Source organism: Pseudomonas sp. ACM7, assembly GCF_004136015.1.
GTDB lineage: Bacteria > Pseudomonadota > Gammaproteobacteria > Pseudomonadales > Pseudomonadaceae > Aquipseudomonas > Aquipseudomonas frigoris.
Genome location: NZ_CP024866.1, coordinates 5,212,513 through 5,227,858, shown reverse-complemented (window position 1 = coordinate 5,227,858; position 15,346 = coordinate 5,212,513). Strand labels below are relative to the sequence as shown.

The 15,346-nt window shown below is 57.3% G+C and carries 18 protein-coding genes; 4 read left to right on the top strand and 14 right to left on the bottom strand.

All coding sequences use genetic code 11. The features are described from left to right. The 8 genes from tnpB (CUN63_RS24890) to CUN63_RS32385 all read right to left on the bottom strand — a co-directional run. A partial coding sequence (gene tnpB, locus CUN63_RS24890; protein WP_129445152.1) for an IS66 family insertion sequence element accessory protein TnpB occupies positions 1 to 186 on the bottom strand: 186 nt, incomplete at its 3' end. Between the two features lie 995 nt (positions 187 to 1,181). Continuing rightward, on the bottom strand, positions 1,182 to 1,571 hold the full coding sequence (locus CUN63_RS24885) for a hypothetical protein (protein WP_129443344.1): 390 nt from the start codon (positions 1,569 to 1,571) through the stop codon (positions 1,182 to 1,184). Positions 1,572 to 1,931: 360 nt separating this feature from the next. Continuing rightward, a complete protein-coding gene (locus CUN63_RS24880; RefSeq protein ID WP_129443342.1) occupies positions 1,932 to 2,909 on the bottom strand; it encodes a DMT family transporter in 978 nt (325 codons plus the stop codon). Further along, on the bottom strand, positions 2,906 to 3,478 hold the full coding sequence (locus CUN63_RS24875) for a TetR/AcrR family transcriptional regulator (protein ID WP_129443340.1): 573 nt from the start codon (positions 3,476 to 3,478) through the stop codon (positions 2,906 to 2,908). The genes CUN63_RS24880 and CUN63_RS24875 overlap by 4 nt, the downstream gene beginning before the upstream one ends. A 187-nt stretch (positions 3,479 to 3,665) precedes the next feature. Next, positions 3,666 to 5,192 carry an IS66 family transposase gene (locus CUN63_RS24870; protein WP_129443338.1) on the bottom strand — a complete coding sequence of 509 codons (1,527 nt, stop codon included), beginning with the start codon at positions 5,190 to 5,192 and terminating at the stop codon, positions 3,666 to 3,668. Positions 5,193 to 5,253: 61 nt separating this feature from the next. Continuing rightward, on the bottom strand, positions 5,254 to 5,589 hold the full coding sequence (gene tnpB / locus CUN63_RS32390; protein WP_165353280.1) for an IS66 family insertion sequence element accessory protein TnpB: 336 nt from the start codon (positions 5,587 to 5,589) through the stop codon (positions 5,254 to 5,256). Next, positions 5,586 to 5,909 carry a transposase gene (locus CUN63_RS24860; RefSeq protein ID WP_129443336.1) on the bottom strand — a complete coding sequence of 108 codons (324 nt, stop codon included), beginning with the start codon at positions 5,907 to 5,909 and terminating at the stop codon, positions 5,586 to 5,588. The genes tnpB (CUN63_RS32390) and CUN63_RS24860 overlap by 4 nt, the downstream gene beginning before the upstream one ends. 223 nt (positions 5,910 to 6,132) lie before the next feature. After that, positions 6,133 to 6,555 (bottom strand): hypothetical protein, encoded by a 423-nt coding sequence (locus CUN63_RS32385; RefSeq protein ID WP_256657589.1) that lies wholly within the window; start codon positions 6,553 to 6,555, stop codon positions 6,133 to 6,135. Between CUN63_RS32385 and CUN63_RS24850 the strand changes: the two genes are divergently transcribed. Continuing rightward, positions 6,549 to 7,136, top strand: a complete 588-nt coding sequence (locus CUN63_RS24850; RefSeq protein WP_129443335.1) for a hypothetical protein — start codon at positions 6,549 to 6,551, stop codon at positions 7,134 to 7,136. The two genes, CUN63_RS32385 and CUN63_RS24850, sit on opposite strands and share 7 nt — an antisense overlap. A gap of 3 nt (positions 7,137 to 7,139) precedes the next feature. Here the strand turns inward: CUN63_RS24850 and CUN63_RS24845 are convergent, their stop codons facing one another. From CUN63_RS24845 to CUN63_RS24835, 3 genes are all read right to left on the bottom strand, one after another. Beyond that, positions 7,140 to 7,856 carry an alpha/beta hydrolase gene (locus CUN63_RS24845; RefSeq protein WP_129443333.1) on the bottom strand — a complete coding sequence of 239 codons (717 nt, stop codon included), beginning with the start codon at positions 7,854 to 7,856 and terminating at the stop codon, positions 7,140 to 7,142. A 219-nt stretch (positions 7,857 to 8,075) separates the two neighbouring features. Further along, positions 8,076 to 9,188, bottom strand: coding sequence for a succinylglutamate desuccinylase/aspartoacylase family protein (locus tag CUN63_RS24840; protein WP_129443331.1), 1,113 nt, complete (start codon positions 9,186 to 9,188; stop codon positions 8,076 to 8,078). A gap of 216 nt (positions 9,189 to 9,404) precedes the next feature. Next, positions 9,405 to 10,184 carry an ABC transporter substrate-binding protein gene (locus tag CUN63_RS24835; RefSeq protein ID WP_129443329.1) on the bottom strand — a complete coding sequence of 260 codons (780 nt, stop codon included), beginning with the start codon at positions 10,182 to 10,184 and terminating at the stop codon, positions 9,405 to 9,407. A 248-nt stretch (positions 10,185 to 10,432) separates the two neighbouring features. Between CUN63_RS24835 and CUN63_RS24830 the strand changes: the two genes are divergently transcribed. Beyond that, positions 10,433 to 11,065 (top strand): type 1 glutamine amidotransferase, encoded by a 633-nt coding sequence (locus CUN63_RS24830; protein WP_129443327.1) that lies wholly within the window; start codon positions 10,433 to 10,435, stop codon positions 11,063 to 11,065. Positions 11,066 to 11,175: 110 nt separating this feature from the next. Here the strand turns inward: CUN63_RS24830 and CUN63_RS24825 are convergent, their stop codons facing one another. After that, entirely contained in the window at positions 11,176 to 11,610 is a 435-nt protein-coding gene (locus CUN63_RS24825; protein WP_129443325.1) for a rhodanese-like domain-containing protein, read from the bottom strand. A gap of 101 nt (positions 11,611 to 11,711) precedes the next feature. Between CUN63_RS24825 and ftrA the strand changes: the two genes are divergently transcribed. Then, positions 11,712 to 12,686, top strand: coding sequence for a transcriptional regulator FtrA (ftrA, locus tag CUN63_RS24820; protein WP_129443323.1), 975 nt, complete (start codon positions 11,712 to 11,714; stop codon positions 12,684 to 12,686). Positions 12,687 to 12,821: 135 nt separating this feature from the next. Here ftrA and cobF read toward each other — a convergent pair whose 3' ends face one another. Next, complete coding sequence (gene cobF / locus CUN63_RS24815) at positions 12,822 to 13,577, bottom strand: precorrin-6A synthase (deacetylating) (RefSeq protein ID WP_129443321.1); 756 nt, start codon at positions 13,575 to 13,577, stop codon at positions 12,822 to 12,824. After that, the gene (locus CUN63_RS24810) at positions 13,577 to 14,149 is read right to left on the bottom strand and encodes a histidine phosphatase family protein (RefSeq protein ID WP_129443319.1); all 573 of its coding nucleotides are present in this window, start codon (positions 14,147 to 14,149) and stop codon (positions 13,577 to 13,579) included. Before CUN63_RS24810 ends, cobF begins: the two co-directional genes overlap by 1 nt. Positions 14,150 to 14,490: 341 nt before the next feature. Between CUN63_RS24810 and CUN63_RS24805 the strand changes: the two genes are divergently transcribed. Continuing rightward, positions 14,491 to 15,345 carry a MurR/RpiR family transcriptional regulator gene (locus CUN63_RS24805; RefSeq protein ID WP_129443317.1) on the top strand — a complete coding sequence of 285 codons (855 nt, stop codon included), beginning with the start codon at positions 14,491 to 14,493 and terminating at the stop codon, positions 15,343 to 15,345. Position 15,346: the final 1 nt, after the last annotated feature.

Below are 15,346 nucleotides of genomic sequence, written 5' to 3'. Positions count from 1 at the left end.
GTTGCGCTCCCAGTACAACACTTTGACGCGGTTGCGGTGGCGATTTAGAAAGACGAAAAGCACAGGGTCGAACACCGCAACTTTGATGTCCAGTTCGACCAATGCAGCCAGGCCGTCGATGGACTTTCGAAAATCGACAGGCTTTGGGTAGAGGTACACTTTTTCAACGCTGGCATTGGGACGCATCATGGTGATGGGCTCCTGATGGAAATCGGGAGCACAGCATCAGCCGTCAGCTATCCGCTTGGAATGTGGAGTTCATGGAGCGGATACAAATCGACAGGCTTTGGGTAGAGGTACACTTTTTCAACGCTGGCATTGGGACGCATCATGGTGATGGGCTCCTGATGGAAATCGGGAGCACAGCATCAGCCGTCAGCTATCCGCTTGGAATGTGGAGTTCATGGAGCGGATACGGTACACCGACGGACTGCAATAGGTCTGTGGGAATGACCGTATGCAACAGGATCAAATACTTGAAAACAGGTTGGCCGTTCGCCGGCTCTTCGTTCATGAACTTAGGTCGACGGCATCTATGAACAAAGCGCTCTGCCAACTAGGCCAGTCGGTAGTTTTAGGGTGTGTGGTCCGAAGCTTTTATATGCACCCAAAAGAAAGTATCTACATTGATTAGGTGCGGCCTAGCCCCATACGCGTCGTCAAAGTAATGACCAAGGTCAGGGGGGAATAATTCAGACAAACGGCGCTGAGGCTGCTCGACGGTTTGGTCTGAGCGCCCAGATACAAGTTCAACCGGTTTTTTCACGAGTGGTTCGACTCGCGCGACTTGAGTGGGAAATACTACAGTGCGCCTACCGCAAATTACGAGGATCGGTTGCAACAAGTCGGTATCCCTGTGGGTATTGCGTTTATTGCGCTTCACTACCTGGATAAGGGAGAGGCATCAGCGTGCGTCGCTTCGAAAATCGTATGCTCATTGGCTTCTGAGAAATTGGAAGAGCAGGTGAAGTAAAAAATTCCGCAGTGCATGCAATCGGGACGAAAGCGGCTAGTGATGAACTGCGATCATTCAAAAGCGTTTCGCAAAACGTCAAAAAATACCCAGGGCAGAACCCATCTCCGCCCGGGGTCTTATCACAGTTCAAAGATCGTCCAGCTTTTTATAAGCCCTCTGTGCGTTCTGGCTTGCTGGATTTGCGACCGAAGTTGCTGCTTTAGGTTCAGCCATTTTTTTGCTCCTCTATAGCGTTAATTATCATGGATGAGTAATCGATCACCTGACGGTCAGAGTCGAATTTTATAACAATCTTATTCCATTCCGGTGGCAACTCAATTTTTCCTTTTGGGGAAAATAGAACGACCACGATTTTTTGTTTGACAAAAATCAGTGTATGTTTGCGCGCCGACTTTTCAATCGATACAAATTTGCTAGTCGAAGAAAATTTAATTTTTCTGGAGGCTAGATAACCTTTAATGTGAGCTACCGTGTCTAGTTCCTCAGAGGCATAGCCAGGAACAAGCATTTTTCTTACAAGCGCACTCGGTGTAATCGGATCCGCTTGGACGGCTTTGCTTTTCGCGCTCCCTGGAAATTTTACTAAATCGCCCATTATCTATTCCTAGCATTTCACAGAATCTAGCGACCCCTGCATTTCTCCATACGTTTTCCACGATGTCAAGATCCAGAGCAGGTAATTTCAACCAAGTCCGTTAGTCAGTGGTGTTGTTCTATTCTTTTAACGGCATTTCGCCGAAGATCGCAACATTAAAGTGAGCCAGTCCACTAGCCACGTCGACTAAGGCTGAGTTCGACCATCGCGCCTAAGGCTGTCGCCACAAAAGCGCCAGCAAGACCAGCAGCTAAGTCGTAACCGTCCGCCCAACACACCTTCCCGACCCCAGCACTTAGGGCAATGATGCCAAATCAATCCAAAGCGGACACCTGAAATGCCGATACCGGCACATTCGCATTAGTTTTGGCTAAGGTCAGTTATCCCACCATGCGTTTCGAGGCGTGTTTGCCTGCGATAAAAGGTGTGAATTGCCCACACCACCCCTACGAATAGCAACCCTGTCCCAAGCGCTTCCATAGGAGAGGGCCAGCGTTGGTTGATGAGCAGGCCCATCGTAGTTGCATAAATGGTTTCGCTGGCGATCAATTGTCCGCTTAGAGCCAGAGGTAGGCGCCGAGTTGCGATTGACCATGCCCAAGCACCTGCAAGGGTGGCCCCTAACCCCTGAATTAACCCACAGATTATTAGCGCCTGAGTACCTGCTAACCCGCTCGGATGGCTAGCGAAGTGGGACAGTTTCAAGTACAGCCCAACTGGGATGAAGGCCAGCATTTCGACGCTGCACATGAAGATCAGCATGGCTGACCACAACATGGGAGATATGCTTGGGCGTTGAGCCAAAGCACTTTCATTTAACAATCCAAAACCAGTCCAAAATCCAATTGCCATTAACGATGCGAGCAGCCCAAGCAGTATCGAATCGGTCGGGAGCACCACCGTTGCGCTGCTAAAATCAAACACGCTCAGATTGACCAAACTTATACCCAATGCCGCGAGCAACAGTGGCCCGGCAATGGCGCGCCAGGGCACGCTGGAGCTTCGCATGTTGCCGGCAATCGCGAGCACGATCGGTACTGACCCCATCATCACCGGAGGGATCACCGGCCCAGCTGCCAAGACCGCAGTGGTAATCAGAAAGAAGTAACCGATGTATCCCAAGAAGCCCAGCAGTGCGGCGCAGGCCCAGTCGCTCAGTCGCAATTGCCGCACTTCGCTACGGTAAACAAACAGCACTAGCAGGCTACCTAAACCGGCAAAGGCATAGCTCACCACAGCCAGATCAAAAAGGCTGTAATCGCCGACCAACCCCGGAAAGATGTAGAGCAGCGACCAGGAAAAAGTGGCGGCAATGGCCGCTAATAGGCCTAGGGTCATACGCTCTGCTCCTGCTGGCCCTGCTTCCGGATCCAGCAATGAGCTACGTGGCGGGCAGTGTCGAATACCCGTAAGTCCTGGCGCATGGCGCCGCTGACAAAACTGCCCTCCAGTAAGATAAACAGCCCCTCAGCAACTACGTCAGGGTCGCTTATACCGGCGCTCATGGCCAATGCAGTAAGATTTTCGCGTATCCCTTGCTTATGCCTGCTCACTGCCAAATGCACAGGGTGGCTAAACTGGGGGAATTCAGCCGCGCTGTTGACAAACAGGCACCCGCGCCCGCTATCTTGCAAAAGAAAGCGTTGATACAAATCGAAAAACGCGAGCATGCCACTGACCGGGTCAGGATGCCCTGCCAAGGTGCGCGCTACCTCTTCACGCCAGCGTCGGTCACGTTCCTCAAGGCAAGCCACTATCAGCGCATCCTTGGAGGGGAAATGGCTGTAGAGCGTCATCTTGGTAACACCCGCCATCGCGGCGATGGCCATCACACCAGTAATGTATATACCTTGTGACAGAAACAGCTTCAGCGCTGAGTCAATCAAGCGCTCACGGGTATTGTCCAATTTAAGGCACTCCGGCATCGGGACGGAGTTGACTATACTGACCGGTAAGATTGAGGTGCATCCAAATACGACCTAAATCATGGCCGTTACGACACAGACCGCAGCATGCCAACGCAGCAGTAAATCGTAGGATTTGGCCAATCAGAAAGTTCGCTACGTTAGCTAAGCGCCCCATGCACCCGCGTGGTTAAACGGACGCCCATTTATGCGGCAGCAGCTCGGTAATTTCATTCGCCCGCTGCGTCGGCAGTCGCATGAGAACATTCTTCAGGTAGGCATATGGATCATGTCCATTTAATCGCGCCGACTGGATCAAACTCATGATCGCAGCCGCCCGTTTTCCGCTGCGTAGCGATCCGGCAAATAACCAATTCGAACGCCCAAGGGCCCACGGCCGGATCTGGTTCTCTACCTGGTTGTTGTCGATGGGCACAGCCCCATCGTCCAGGTAGCGCGTCAGCGCTATCCAGCGTTTAAGGCTGTAATCCAAGGCCTTTGCCGTCGCTGATCCGTTGGGCACAAGATCGCGCTGGGTCAACATCCAGTCGTGCAGTGCTTTCACTAACGGCGCCGCTTTTTCTTGCCGTATCCGCCAGCGATCCTCATCACTCATGTCCCGCGCTTGGTGCTCAACTTCGTACAAACCGCCAATCGAGTGCAGTGCCTGTTCCGCCAGCTGGCTTTTATTTGCCACGTGCAGATCGAAAAACTTGCGGCGTGCGTGGGCCATGCAACCAATTTCGGTCATGCCCTTCTCGAAACCGGCCTTGTAGCCAGCAAAATCGTCGCACACCAGCTTGCCGTTCCACGAGCCGAGGAAGTTACGTGCATGCTCACCGGCGCGGTTCGGGCTGAAGTCATAAACCACTGCCTTAAGCGCCGAGAACGGCGTGGTGCAGTAAGCCCAGACATAAGCGCGGTGAGTTTTCTTCTCTCCGGGCGCAAGCATCTGCACCGGAGTTTCGTCGGCATGGACAACTCGTTGGGCCAGAACAGCTTCTCGCAAGGCATCAACCAATGGCTGAAGCTGTACACCGGTCTGTCCAACCCATTGCGCGAGAGTTGAACGCGCGATGGCTAAGCCGGCGCGGCCAAAGATTTTCTCCTGCCGGTACAGCGGCAAGTGGTCGGCGAATTTCGCCACCATTACATGAGCGAGCAGAGCTGCTGTAGGTATTCCCTTGTCGATTACCTGGGGCGGCACCGGTGCCTGGATCAGTGTTTCGCACTGACGGCAGGCCCATTTTTCACGCACATGCTGTTCGACGGTGAACACGCCCGGAGTGTAATCCAGCTTCTCGCTGACGTCCTCGCCGATGCGCTGAAGTTGGCAGCCGCAGGCGCACTGGGTGTTTTCCGGTTCGTGATGAATTACGGTGCGTGGAAACTGCGGTGGTAGCGGCGCGCGCTTGGGTTGCTGGCGTTTCTCTTCTGGAGCGGGAGCTGGTCGGAGGGCCTTCAACTCGGCGTCGATAGCCTCAAGATCTGTGTTGAGCAGGTCGTCGAGCAAGTTGCCTTGCTCAGGGCTGATCTGCTCGCTGCGCTTGGCAAACCTGTGCCGCTTGAGGATGGCGATCTCGTGGGTCAGCTGTTCGATGATGGTTTGATCGCGGTGGGTCTTTCTGCCCATGGTGTCGACCTTCGACATCAACTGCGCAGCAAATGCACGCAGTTGGTCGGGGGTCATCTGATCGAGATTGGGCGAAGAAGTCATGCCTTGGATTTTACCAAAGCAGATCGCTTGCGGTAGTAAGCCAAGAATCTAATTACAGTTTTTAAAGCAGTGTGATTGTGCCGGCAGCGCCAACACGCTGCCAAGGCAGACCTAATACCAAGGCCTGAAGTTGCTCGGTATCTAGCTCCATCTCGCAGCCTTGCCGAATGCCTGGCCAGTGGAATTTGCCTTGGTTCAAACGCCGTGCAGCCAGCCAAACACCAATCCCGTCATGAACCAGGACTTTCATTCGGTTAGCACGTCGATTGGCAAAGAGATAAGCACAGTGCGGCTTCGCCGCACCGAATACTGCAATCACTCTGGCCAACGCGGTCTCGGTACCTGCGCGCATATCCATGGGCTCGGTGGCTAGCCAGATGGCGTCGATGCGGATCACTTGGCAAGCTCACGGACAAAACGAGCACACCCGTCAGGATCTGAGGATGGCCACTTCACAGTGAGTTTTTGCTGCCCGAAAGGAACCTCGATGTTGACCGACATCTGCTGATCGGGCCGGGTTGCGGACGCAAGTTTCATCGGAACAAAAGCAGCCAACGCTGGCGCCTGATGATCACGATAAGCAGGTATCCACTTTCGAACCAGGTTGGCGTTAATGCCGTGACGCAGGGCCACGCTGGCCATCGACACGCCAGGTTGCAGGCATTCTTGGACGATCTGGGCTTTAAAGGGTTTGGAGTAAGAGGTTCTTTGGCGCATGGCAACCCTGATGATAGGGGCGATAGTGTCCACGTATTTTTAAGTGGACAACATCGCCCTTATCGCTGGGATCGGGTAGGTGACTTCGCCGGACGCTTACGCTAAGTCCCCCGTGAAACCCGGCGCAAACAGCCGGCTCGTAAAGGTCCCGATAACCCACGTAGTGTGACGTCTGATGCGCCTGTATGAGGCATTTGGATCTTGAGTACCGACAGTCAGCTCCTTAGTGGCCGCTTTTGGCCGATTTCTGCCGGTAGCGACCGACAGAAATCGACCAAATACCAGCGAGCACCGGCAAGAATCGGAGATCAGTGCGGCGCACGTTTTCGAAGTTGCGCATGTGGGTGACGCTGGGCCATGCCGCGGTGCGGTAGCCCCATAAGCGCAGGCCGGTGCCGTAGGAATTGAAGACGGTGGTGATGCCATGTTCGTTGAGCAGGTTGACCTCGCTGGTGGCGCCGTCGATGCGTGCGGTGAGTGGCCGTTTCAGGCCGATGACGCCCAGCAGCGGTTGGTTGGAGCGGGTCCATAAGTAGCCAAAGGAACGTGACCGTCCGTTAGACTGCGCTGGAATGCGCCGTAACCTCCATGGGATGATCGCCCCCCACCGCGAGACCGACCATCCCCTGGAGTTTCTGAATGTCATTGTTGAGTAAAAAAACCGTTGTCCTGTTGTTGACGGCGGTTGCCAGTCTGGGAGCGCTGAATGCGCAGGCCGCCAAGGCCACTGCCAGCGATACCGCGCCCGCACAGAAAGTCTCGATGCTCGGCGGCAAGTTCACGTTCACCCTGCCCAAAGGTTTCATCGCCAACCCGCTGCCTGCCGGCGACGCGGCCACCGGCACCGCCGGGGCAACGGGCACCATGTACACCAATCAGGCGACTAAAACCGTCGTGATCGCCGCTGAAAACACCATCCCCGGCGGCCTCAATGTCAAAGACAACGACGGTCAATTCCTCGACTCCGCGGCGTCTGACTTCGCCACCGAACAAGCCACGGCGCTGCCGGACTTCACCAAGCTCAGTGAAAAAAGCCTGACCCAGAAAGGCACTGGCCTGGGGCTGCGGCAGATCGACAGTACCGCCACCCAGGGCGGCGGCAAAACCCTCGACACCACAGTGATGGCCGCGTCCAACACGCGCATGGCGATCGTTCAGGTGATTTCCCGCCTCAGCGACAATGCTGGCCACGAGACGCTGGTCAAACAGATCGTCACCGGCAAGTAAGCATCAGGGATTGAGACGCTGCAACCAGGCGCTCAAGTCCTGCATCTCGTTGGCACTGATGCTGTGACCGACGCCAGGGTAGGCATGAAATTCAGGCTTGAGTGACAGGCTCTGCAACAGGCTGTCGGCGTCCGTGCCGTCAATGTACGGAAGGCGTTTGTCCGCAGTGCCATGACCGATGAAAATCGCCAGCTTCTGGCGCTTTTCATCCGGTTTCAGTTCGGACTGGAGCACCGGCAAAATCCGTCCGCTCAACGCCGCGATCCCGCCCACCGCCTCGGGATGACGCAGGGCCACCTCATAGGACATGATCGCGCCCTGGCTGAAACCCACCAGGAATACCTTGTTCGGTTCGGTGTGATATTTCTTCGCCGCCTGTGCGACGAAATCCTGCAGCACCTGGCCGCTGGACTTCAGATCATCGGTCTCACCGTTGTAGGCAGCGTTACCCTTCTCGCGAAACCACTTGTAACTGTCCTCCTCCATCACCATCGGTGCGCGTACCGACAGGTAGTTGTATGACGCGGGCAATTCATCCTTGATGTCGAACAGGTCCTCCTCGTTACTGCCAAAACCGTGGAGGAAAATCACCAGGGGCTGATTACGCGATTCGGGGTGGGCCTGCTCCAGGTACTTGAGCGGCAGATCGGTTTGCAGCGGGGTTTGAGCGTGGACGGCGGCGGACGCCAGGAGTGTCAGCAGAGCGAGAAACTTCAACATAAACCTTCCTTCACAGAGCGCAGGATTCGGGGGAGAGCCTAACACTGTGAATCGGGATGTCGATGATCGGCTGGACATCATCGCCGCTTCATAGGGCCTCTTCGCGAGCAAGCCCGCACACACATTGAATCTCCTGTGTACACAAATTTCGTGTCCGACTGAGATGAAATGTGGGAGCGGGCTTGCTCGCGAAGGCGGCCTCGAAAACGACTAAGATCCTCAGTCGTTAATCAACTTCCCGACCCGAATCGGCTCGCGCCCCGCGACCTTCGCCTGCCAGGTGCCCGGCTGTGTATAGCGCCCGCGATCAATCGCAAACAACACGCCACTGGTCCCCGCGCAAACGGTCGTGACCCGATCATTCAGCGGGTCGACCACTTCAAACAGCGCATCCCCCTTCTCCACCCATTCACCCGAATCGCGCAGGAAACTGACGACCCCGTGATGCGGTGCGAACAGGTATTGGGTGCCTTCGAACGGCATACCTTCACAGCATTCGCTCGGGGCCGCAGGCCAAGTACCTGTGATGAAACCCTGCTCGGCGAGAAACCCGAGAATCGCCTCGCAATTGGCCTGCGCCTGATCGACTCGCGTATCACCCATGCTGCCCAGCTCCAGCGTCGTCGCCAGGTTGGCCGGCGGGATCGCGGCCTCAGGGAAAGCCCTTGCCAGACGCAACCACGGCGTTGAACACGACTCATCGAATGAGCTGCCGCCGGATTCTTCACAGAGCAACGCCACCCCAGCCTTCAAACGCGCTGCCAGGGATTGCCACTGCGGCCAGTGTTGCGGCAAGGCATACAGATGAATCGCCGCGTCGAAATCACAATGCAGGTCGAGGGTGATGTCGGCATCGCAGGCGTGGCGCAGCAGCAAGCGGTGCATGGCTTCAAGCTGCGAGGCCGGTGCCGGCAAGCCGTCGAGTACCTGGCCCATGGTCTGGCGAATCAGCGCAATGTTGGCAGCCGCATCACGGCCCAACCGATCGCCGATCAACTCGGCCACCGGTGCGCTGAGTTCGACGAAGGAGCGGTTGAAGTTCTTGCCGCTGCCCAGCTCGAAGCGGCCCATGTGGCTGCCTTGCAGGTGTTGATCGAGGCCGATGGGATTGGCCACCAGGACCAGTTCGATCACGCCCTGCAACTGACCCTGGGTTTCGAGTTCGGCCAGACGCTTTTTCAGTTCCCACGCCGTGCGCATGCCCGGCAGTTCATCAGCGTGCAGGCTGGCCTGGATGTAGACCTTGCGAGTGCCCGCGCCATAACGAAACACGCTGAGGGTGCGTTCGGTGCCTAGGTGGCTCCAGGGCAGTGAATGATCGATGCGTTGCATGGGGTGCTCCTGTAGCTATCGGTGCTCAGGATCGCTGAGCGTAGGAGCTGCCGAAGGCTGCGATCTTTAGATCTTGATCTTTAGCGGCAATGAAACTGCAGAAAATCAAAAGATCGCAGCCTCCGGCAGCTCCTACATGGGATGTATGTCGCAGGATAAATCACATAAAAAAAGTGGCAACCGCGTCAACGGTTGCCACTTTTTTGAACGGCGTGATTACTGGCCGTAAACGTCAAAGTTGAAGTACTTGTCTTGCACTTGCTTGTACTTGCCGTTGGCGCGGATTTCGGTGATGGCGGTGTTGAATTTCTCTGCCAGGGCGGTATCGCCCTTGCGCACAGCAATACCAGCGCCGCCGCCGAAGTACTTGGCGTCTTCGTAGGTCGGGCCGACGAAAGCGAAGCCTTTACCGGCGTCGGTTTTCAGGAAACCGTCGTCCAGGTTGACCGAGTCGGCCAGCATCGCGTCGAGACGACCGGCGACCATGTCCAGGTTGGCTTCCTGCTGGGAGCCGTAGCGAACCAGATTGATACCGGCCGGCACCAGCACTTCAGTGGCGAAGCGGTCGTGGGTACTGGCGCGCAGCACACCGACTTTCTTGCCTTTGAGTTCGGTCAGCGGGTCCTTGATGTCGGTGCCTTCCTTCATCACGAAGCGCGCCGGGGTGTGGTAGTACTTGATAGTGAAGTCGACGTTCTTTTTGCGATCGTCGGTGATGGTCATGGACGACAGGATCGCGTCGATTTTCTTGACCTTCAGCGCCGGGATCAGGCCGTCGAACTCTTGCTCGACCCAGGTGCACTTCACTTTCATCTGCTCGCACAGCGCGTCGCCGATGTCCACGTCGAAGCCGGTGAGTTTGCCATCAGGGGTTTTCATCGAGAATGGCGGGTAACCGGCTTCGATACCGAGGCGGATCGGCTTGGCGTCTTCGGCCATAGCCGTCAGGGACAACATCGACAGTGCCAGAGCACCGAACATCACTAGCTTCTTCATTTATAACTCCTGTATGCGAAGGCTTTTATTGGCAGCTTTCGGTAGCTGCTTCCGATTGGAGAGCACCGAAGTGGCCGGCAGTCTAGAGCGGCGCAAGGAGGGCAAATTGTGTTTAAGCGACAAATACTTATAAAAAAGTGGCCGACGGATTCGAGCCCCTTGAAGCGCGCGCCAAGCCGGTGCAAAGACTGTAGGACAAGCCCTTTTTTCAGACAAAACCTACAAGCAAAAACTACAAGAGAGCCCTTATGCCCACGTTGAACCTGATCCAACACCACCCCGCCGAAGGTCCCGGCGCCATTGCCACGTGGGCTGCGTCCCGAGGTTTGACCCTGAACGTCTTTCGCGCCGACCTCGGCCAGTTGCCGCCAGTCAGTGCAGCCCCCGTGATCCTGTTGGGCGGGCCTTATGAATCCAACGGCGGGCCGGCCTGGCTGGAAGCCGAACGTCAGTGGTTGGCGGGCAGTCTGGATCAAGGCGCGGCGGTGTTTGCGATTTGCCTGGGGGCGCAGTTGCTGGCGCAGAGCCTGGGCGGAAAGGTGCGGCGGATGGATCGAACAGAAACCGGTTGGACTCGCGTGACGTTCGTCGATGGTCAGCCTCTGAACGTGCTGGAATGGCACGAAGACGCCATCGACCTGCCGCCAAACGCACAGTTGCTGGCCAGCAGTGATCAGTGCGAGCAGCAGATGTATCGCGTCGGGCCGACGCGGGTGGGGTTGCAGTTTCATCCGGAGTGGACGGCTGAATCGGTGGCAACGCTCAATGATCACTTTGCCGACGAGTCACCGCTGCCCCGGGGTCAACAGGACAGCGCCGCCTACGCAACCGTGTTCGAGTGGTTGCAGGCGACGCTGGATGGGTGGTGGGCATCCGTTTAGAAGCAATATCAACAGATCGCAGCCTCGTTTCACTCGACAGCTCCTACAGGGGATCGCGTAGACCTGTAGGAGCTGTCGAGTGAAACGAGGCTGCGATCTTTTCGACTACATCAACATTCGCAACCGATCACGGTGCTGGCAGGCCGTTGCACCGCAACACTCAACTCAAACCCTTCATCCAGCCACCCGGTCACCCCGCCGATCATTTCCTTGACCGGGTAACCCAGCGCCGCCAGTTTCACGGCAGCCTTGTTGGCACCGTTGCAGTGGGGCCCGGCGCAATACACCACGAACACGCTGGTTTTCGGGTAGGCCGCCAGACTTTCAGCGGTCAGCAGTCGCCCCGGAATATTGATCGCTCCCGGCACATGGCCACGCTCGAACGCGAGCGGGCCGCGCACGTCCACCAGGACAAAATCCACTTCGCAGGCCTGTTGGCTGCAGTGGACGTCGGAACAGTCGGTTTCGAAGGTCAGACGGTTGCTGAAATGCATCAGGGCGATGGCCGATGGGGCGGCGGGAATCTCGCGGACCAGGCTGGTCATGGGCTGTACTCCAAAGTCTCGGTGGGTGTGAGAAGACTTTATCCGCCCGACGCTTGCGGCTACAGTGGCGCACAAGACACTCACCGGGAACTTTCCGCCAAATGCAGCCCACCCCTGGATTGGTCACAATTCTGGCCTACGACGGCCTCTGTACATTCGAATTCGGCATCGCTGTGGAGATCTTCGGCCTGGCACGGCCGGAGTTCGACTTCCCTTGGTACGAGCACCGGATCGCCGCCGTCGATCAAGGCCCAATGCGCGCCATGGGCGGCATTCAGGTGCTGGCCGATGGCGGCATGGAACTGCTCGAGGACGCCCGGACCATCATCATTCCCGGCTGGCGTGATCGCAGCGCCCCGGTGCCTGAGGCATTGATCGCGGCCCTGCGCCAGGCCCATGAGCGGGGTGCGCGGCTGCTGTCGATCTGCTCGGGCGTGTTCGTGCTGGCGGCCACCGGTTTGCTCGACGGTCGCGGCGCCACCACGCACTGGCGCTACACCGCTGAGTTGGCCGAGCGTTTTCCGAACATTCTGGTCGATCCGGACGTGCTCTATGTCGATTCAGGTCAACTGATCACCTCGGCCGGCAGCGCTGCCGGTATCGATGCCTGCCTGCACTTGGTGGCGCGGGACTTCGGTACGCAGGTGGCCAACTCGGTGGCGCGACGGCTGGTGATGTCGCCGCAACGCACCGGCGGCCAGGCGCAGTTCATTCCGACACCGGTCAGTCCTACGCCGCGTAGCGATTTGTCCCGCGTCATGCAGTGGGCACGCGAGCGTTTGCATGAACCGCTGGAGGTTCGCGAGCTGGCGAGTGAGGCGGCCATGAGTGAACGGACGTTTCTGCGCCGCTTCACTGAAGCCACCGGCATGCCGCCCAAAGCCTGGTTACAGCACGAACGCCTGGGCCGGGCCCGCGAGCTGCTTGAGAGTACGAGCCAGAACACCGACCAGATTGCCCAACGCTGCGGTTATCGCTCGGTGGAGAGTTTTCGGGTGGCGTTTCGCGGCGTGGTAGGGGTGCCGCCGTCGGTGTATCGGGAGCGTTTTGGGCGGGAGGTTAAAGCAATAATTTGAGGTGTTCTTTAGAGCCTCATCGCGAGCAAGCTCGCACAGTTGACCGAGTTGTCTGGACGGACGCGGTCTACTGTGGGAGCGGCGGTGCGGCGATCCGACTTGCTCGCGAAGGCGTCAGCCCAGACACCAATTTCATCAAGGCTTGCGCAACAGATACGTATCCATAATCCACCCATTCTCCAACCGAGCAGCCTTGCGCACCCGTTCGATCTCATCCGCCACATCCTTGAGCTTGCCGCTGATCAGGATTTCATCCGGCGTCCCCAGGTAGGCCCCCCAGTAAATCTCCGTCTCCTGGTCCGCCACTCGAAGGTAGGAATCTTCTGCATCCAGCATCACCACCAGGCTGTCGGCATCGCTCACCTGCGCCGCCGCCAGCCGTCGACCCGTGGTGATTTCAATCGAACGGCCAATGCGGTTCAGCGGCACCTTATGCTGCGCCGCCAACGCCTGAACACTGGTGATGCCGGGGATCACGTCAAATTCGAAGACGCACCGACCCGAAGCCAGAATCGCCTGCAAGATCCGGATGGTGCTGTCGTACAACGCCGGGTCGCCCCAGACCAGAAAACCGGCGCACTGGTCGTCGGTCATTTCCTCGTTGATCAACCGTTCGAAGGTCTGCTGTTTGGCCAGGTTCAGGTCTTCCACGCTGGCCCTGTAGTCCACATCACCGCGTTCGCGCTCCGGGCTGTGGGCTTCAATGAAACGGTAGTCGCGATCGGTGATGTAGCGCTCGCAGATCTCGCGGCGCAGGTCGATCAGTTTGTCTTTGCTCTGGCCCTTGTCCATGAGGAAAAACACGTCGACGAGGTTCAGCGCTTTCACGGCTTGCATCGTGATGTAGTCGGGGTTGCCGGCACCGATGCCAATGACCAGAAGTTTTTTCATCAACGTGTTCCCTCAAGGTCCGTGCCCAGCAAGCGTAGGCGCCAGCGGCCGTTGAACCGCAACTCGATGGCCGACAGCGGTTCAACGTCGATCAGGTTGAACGCCGCGCCTTGCAGCACCTGCGTCAGCGCGGCGCGCATGACAAATGGATGGGTGATGGCAACGATGTGCCCCGGTGTTGCCTCCAGCGTTTTCAGCCAAGCGGCCACCCGCTCACCGAGTTGCACCACCGACTCGCCACCGTGGGGCGCCGAATTCGGGTCATCGAGCCAGATCTGCAGCGTTTCGGCTGCGGTTTTTTGCAGATCGTCGATCCGTACGCCGTTCCAGAGCCCGAAATCGCAATCCCTCAATGCCTCGACAATCTCCACGTCGCTGCCGAACAACTCGGCGGTTTGCCGGGTTCGCAGTTCAGGTCCACACACCAGTCGCGGCGTCCCCTTGAACTGAGCACGACGCGATCCCCTTGCCAATTGCCAATCCATCTCTATTGGCTCATTCGTAGGAAAACACGCCAATTTCTGTGCGACGGTTCGAGCGTGGCACATCAGGGTCAAACGGGTCGCCTGCACGAAGGATCACTCTGTCGATGGAATGGAAAACGGCAACACGCCGCAAACAATTGCCCAATTGTGCCGCAAGAAGCGCGATCCAGGGCGTTTCGTTTGATCCAGCAAACATGGGTTCTAACTCACACACACCTGAAAAAATCGGCGATATCCGACACCACTATGGGCGATGGCCTACAAGCTCAGTCGACTTCCATGTAGCCCACGGCTCACGGGGTTTTCGCTCTATTTTGGGGCTTTAAAAAACCATTGAAAAATTCACTAGACATGTAGAGTCCGCTACATAAATACTGTTTTAGCAATTTATGAAATGAAACCAACATATCCATCCAGCAGGAGCCCGGATGCCTTCTCTCAGAGACCTGATCACCGATCCCGGCCTGGACCTTACGCCGTCGGAACGCAAAGTCATCCGTGCCTTGCTGGACCAGTATCCGCGTAACGGACTGGGCCCGATGTCACGTTTGGCCGAACATGCCGGTGTCAGCGATCCCACCATCGTGCGACTGGTCAAAAAACTGGGTTTCAGCGGTTATGCCGATTTCCAGGATGCCCTGCTCAGCGACATGGACCACCGCCTCCGCTCCCCCAGCGCCCTGTTGCAGCCTCGCTCTCATCTTCAGAAAGGCGACGCCTGGAGCCATTATCTGGCGGACAGCCATCGAGCGCTGGCGGACACCCATGCGCTGACCCAATCCGAAGATGTGCGGATTCTGGTGGAATGGCTGCTCGACACCCGCCATCACGTGCATTGCTTCGGGGGGCGCTTCAGCAGTTTCCTCGCCAATTACTTGCTTAACCACCTGCGCTTGCTGCGTCCAGGCTGTTTCGCCCTGGAAGACAACGCGCAACTGCCCGATCGATTGTTCGACGTGCAGCGTCAGGACGTGGTGCTGGTGTTCGACTATCGCCGCTACCAGTCACAGGCCCTGCGCGTGGCCAATGCGGCGAAAAGTCGATATGCACGCGTAGTGTTGTTTACCGACATCTATGCTTCACCGTTGCGGGAAATGGCCGACCTGATTATCAGTGCGCCGGTGGAGTCGGTATCGGCCTTCGACACCCTGGTTCCGGCGCTGGCCCAGGTCGAGGCGCTGATTGCCTGCCTGACCTTGCGCAGCCCGGATCTGGCCGATCGCCTGGAAGGCATCGACGCCCTGCGGACCGACTTCGATACCCACCTGCTGGAGGATAAATAAG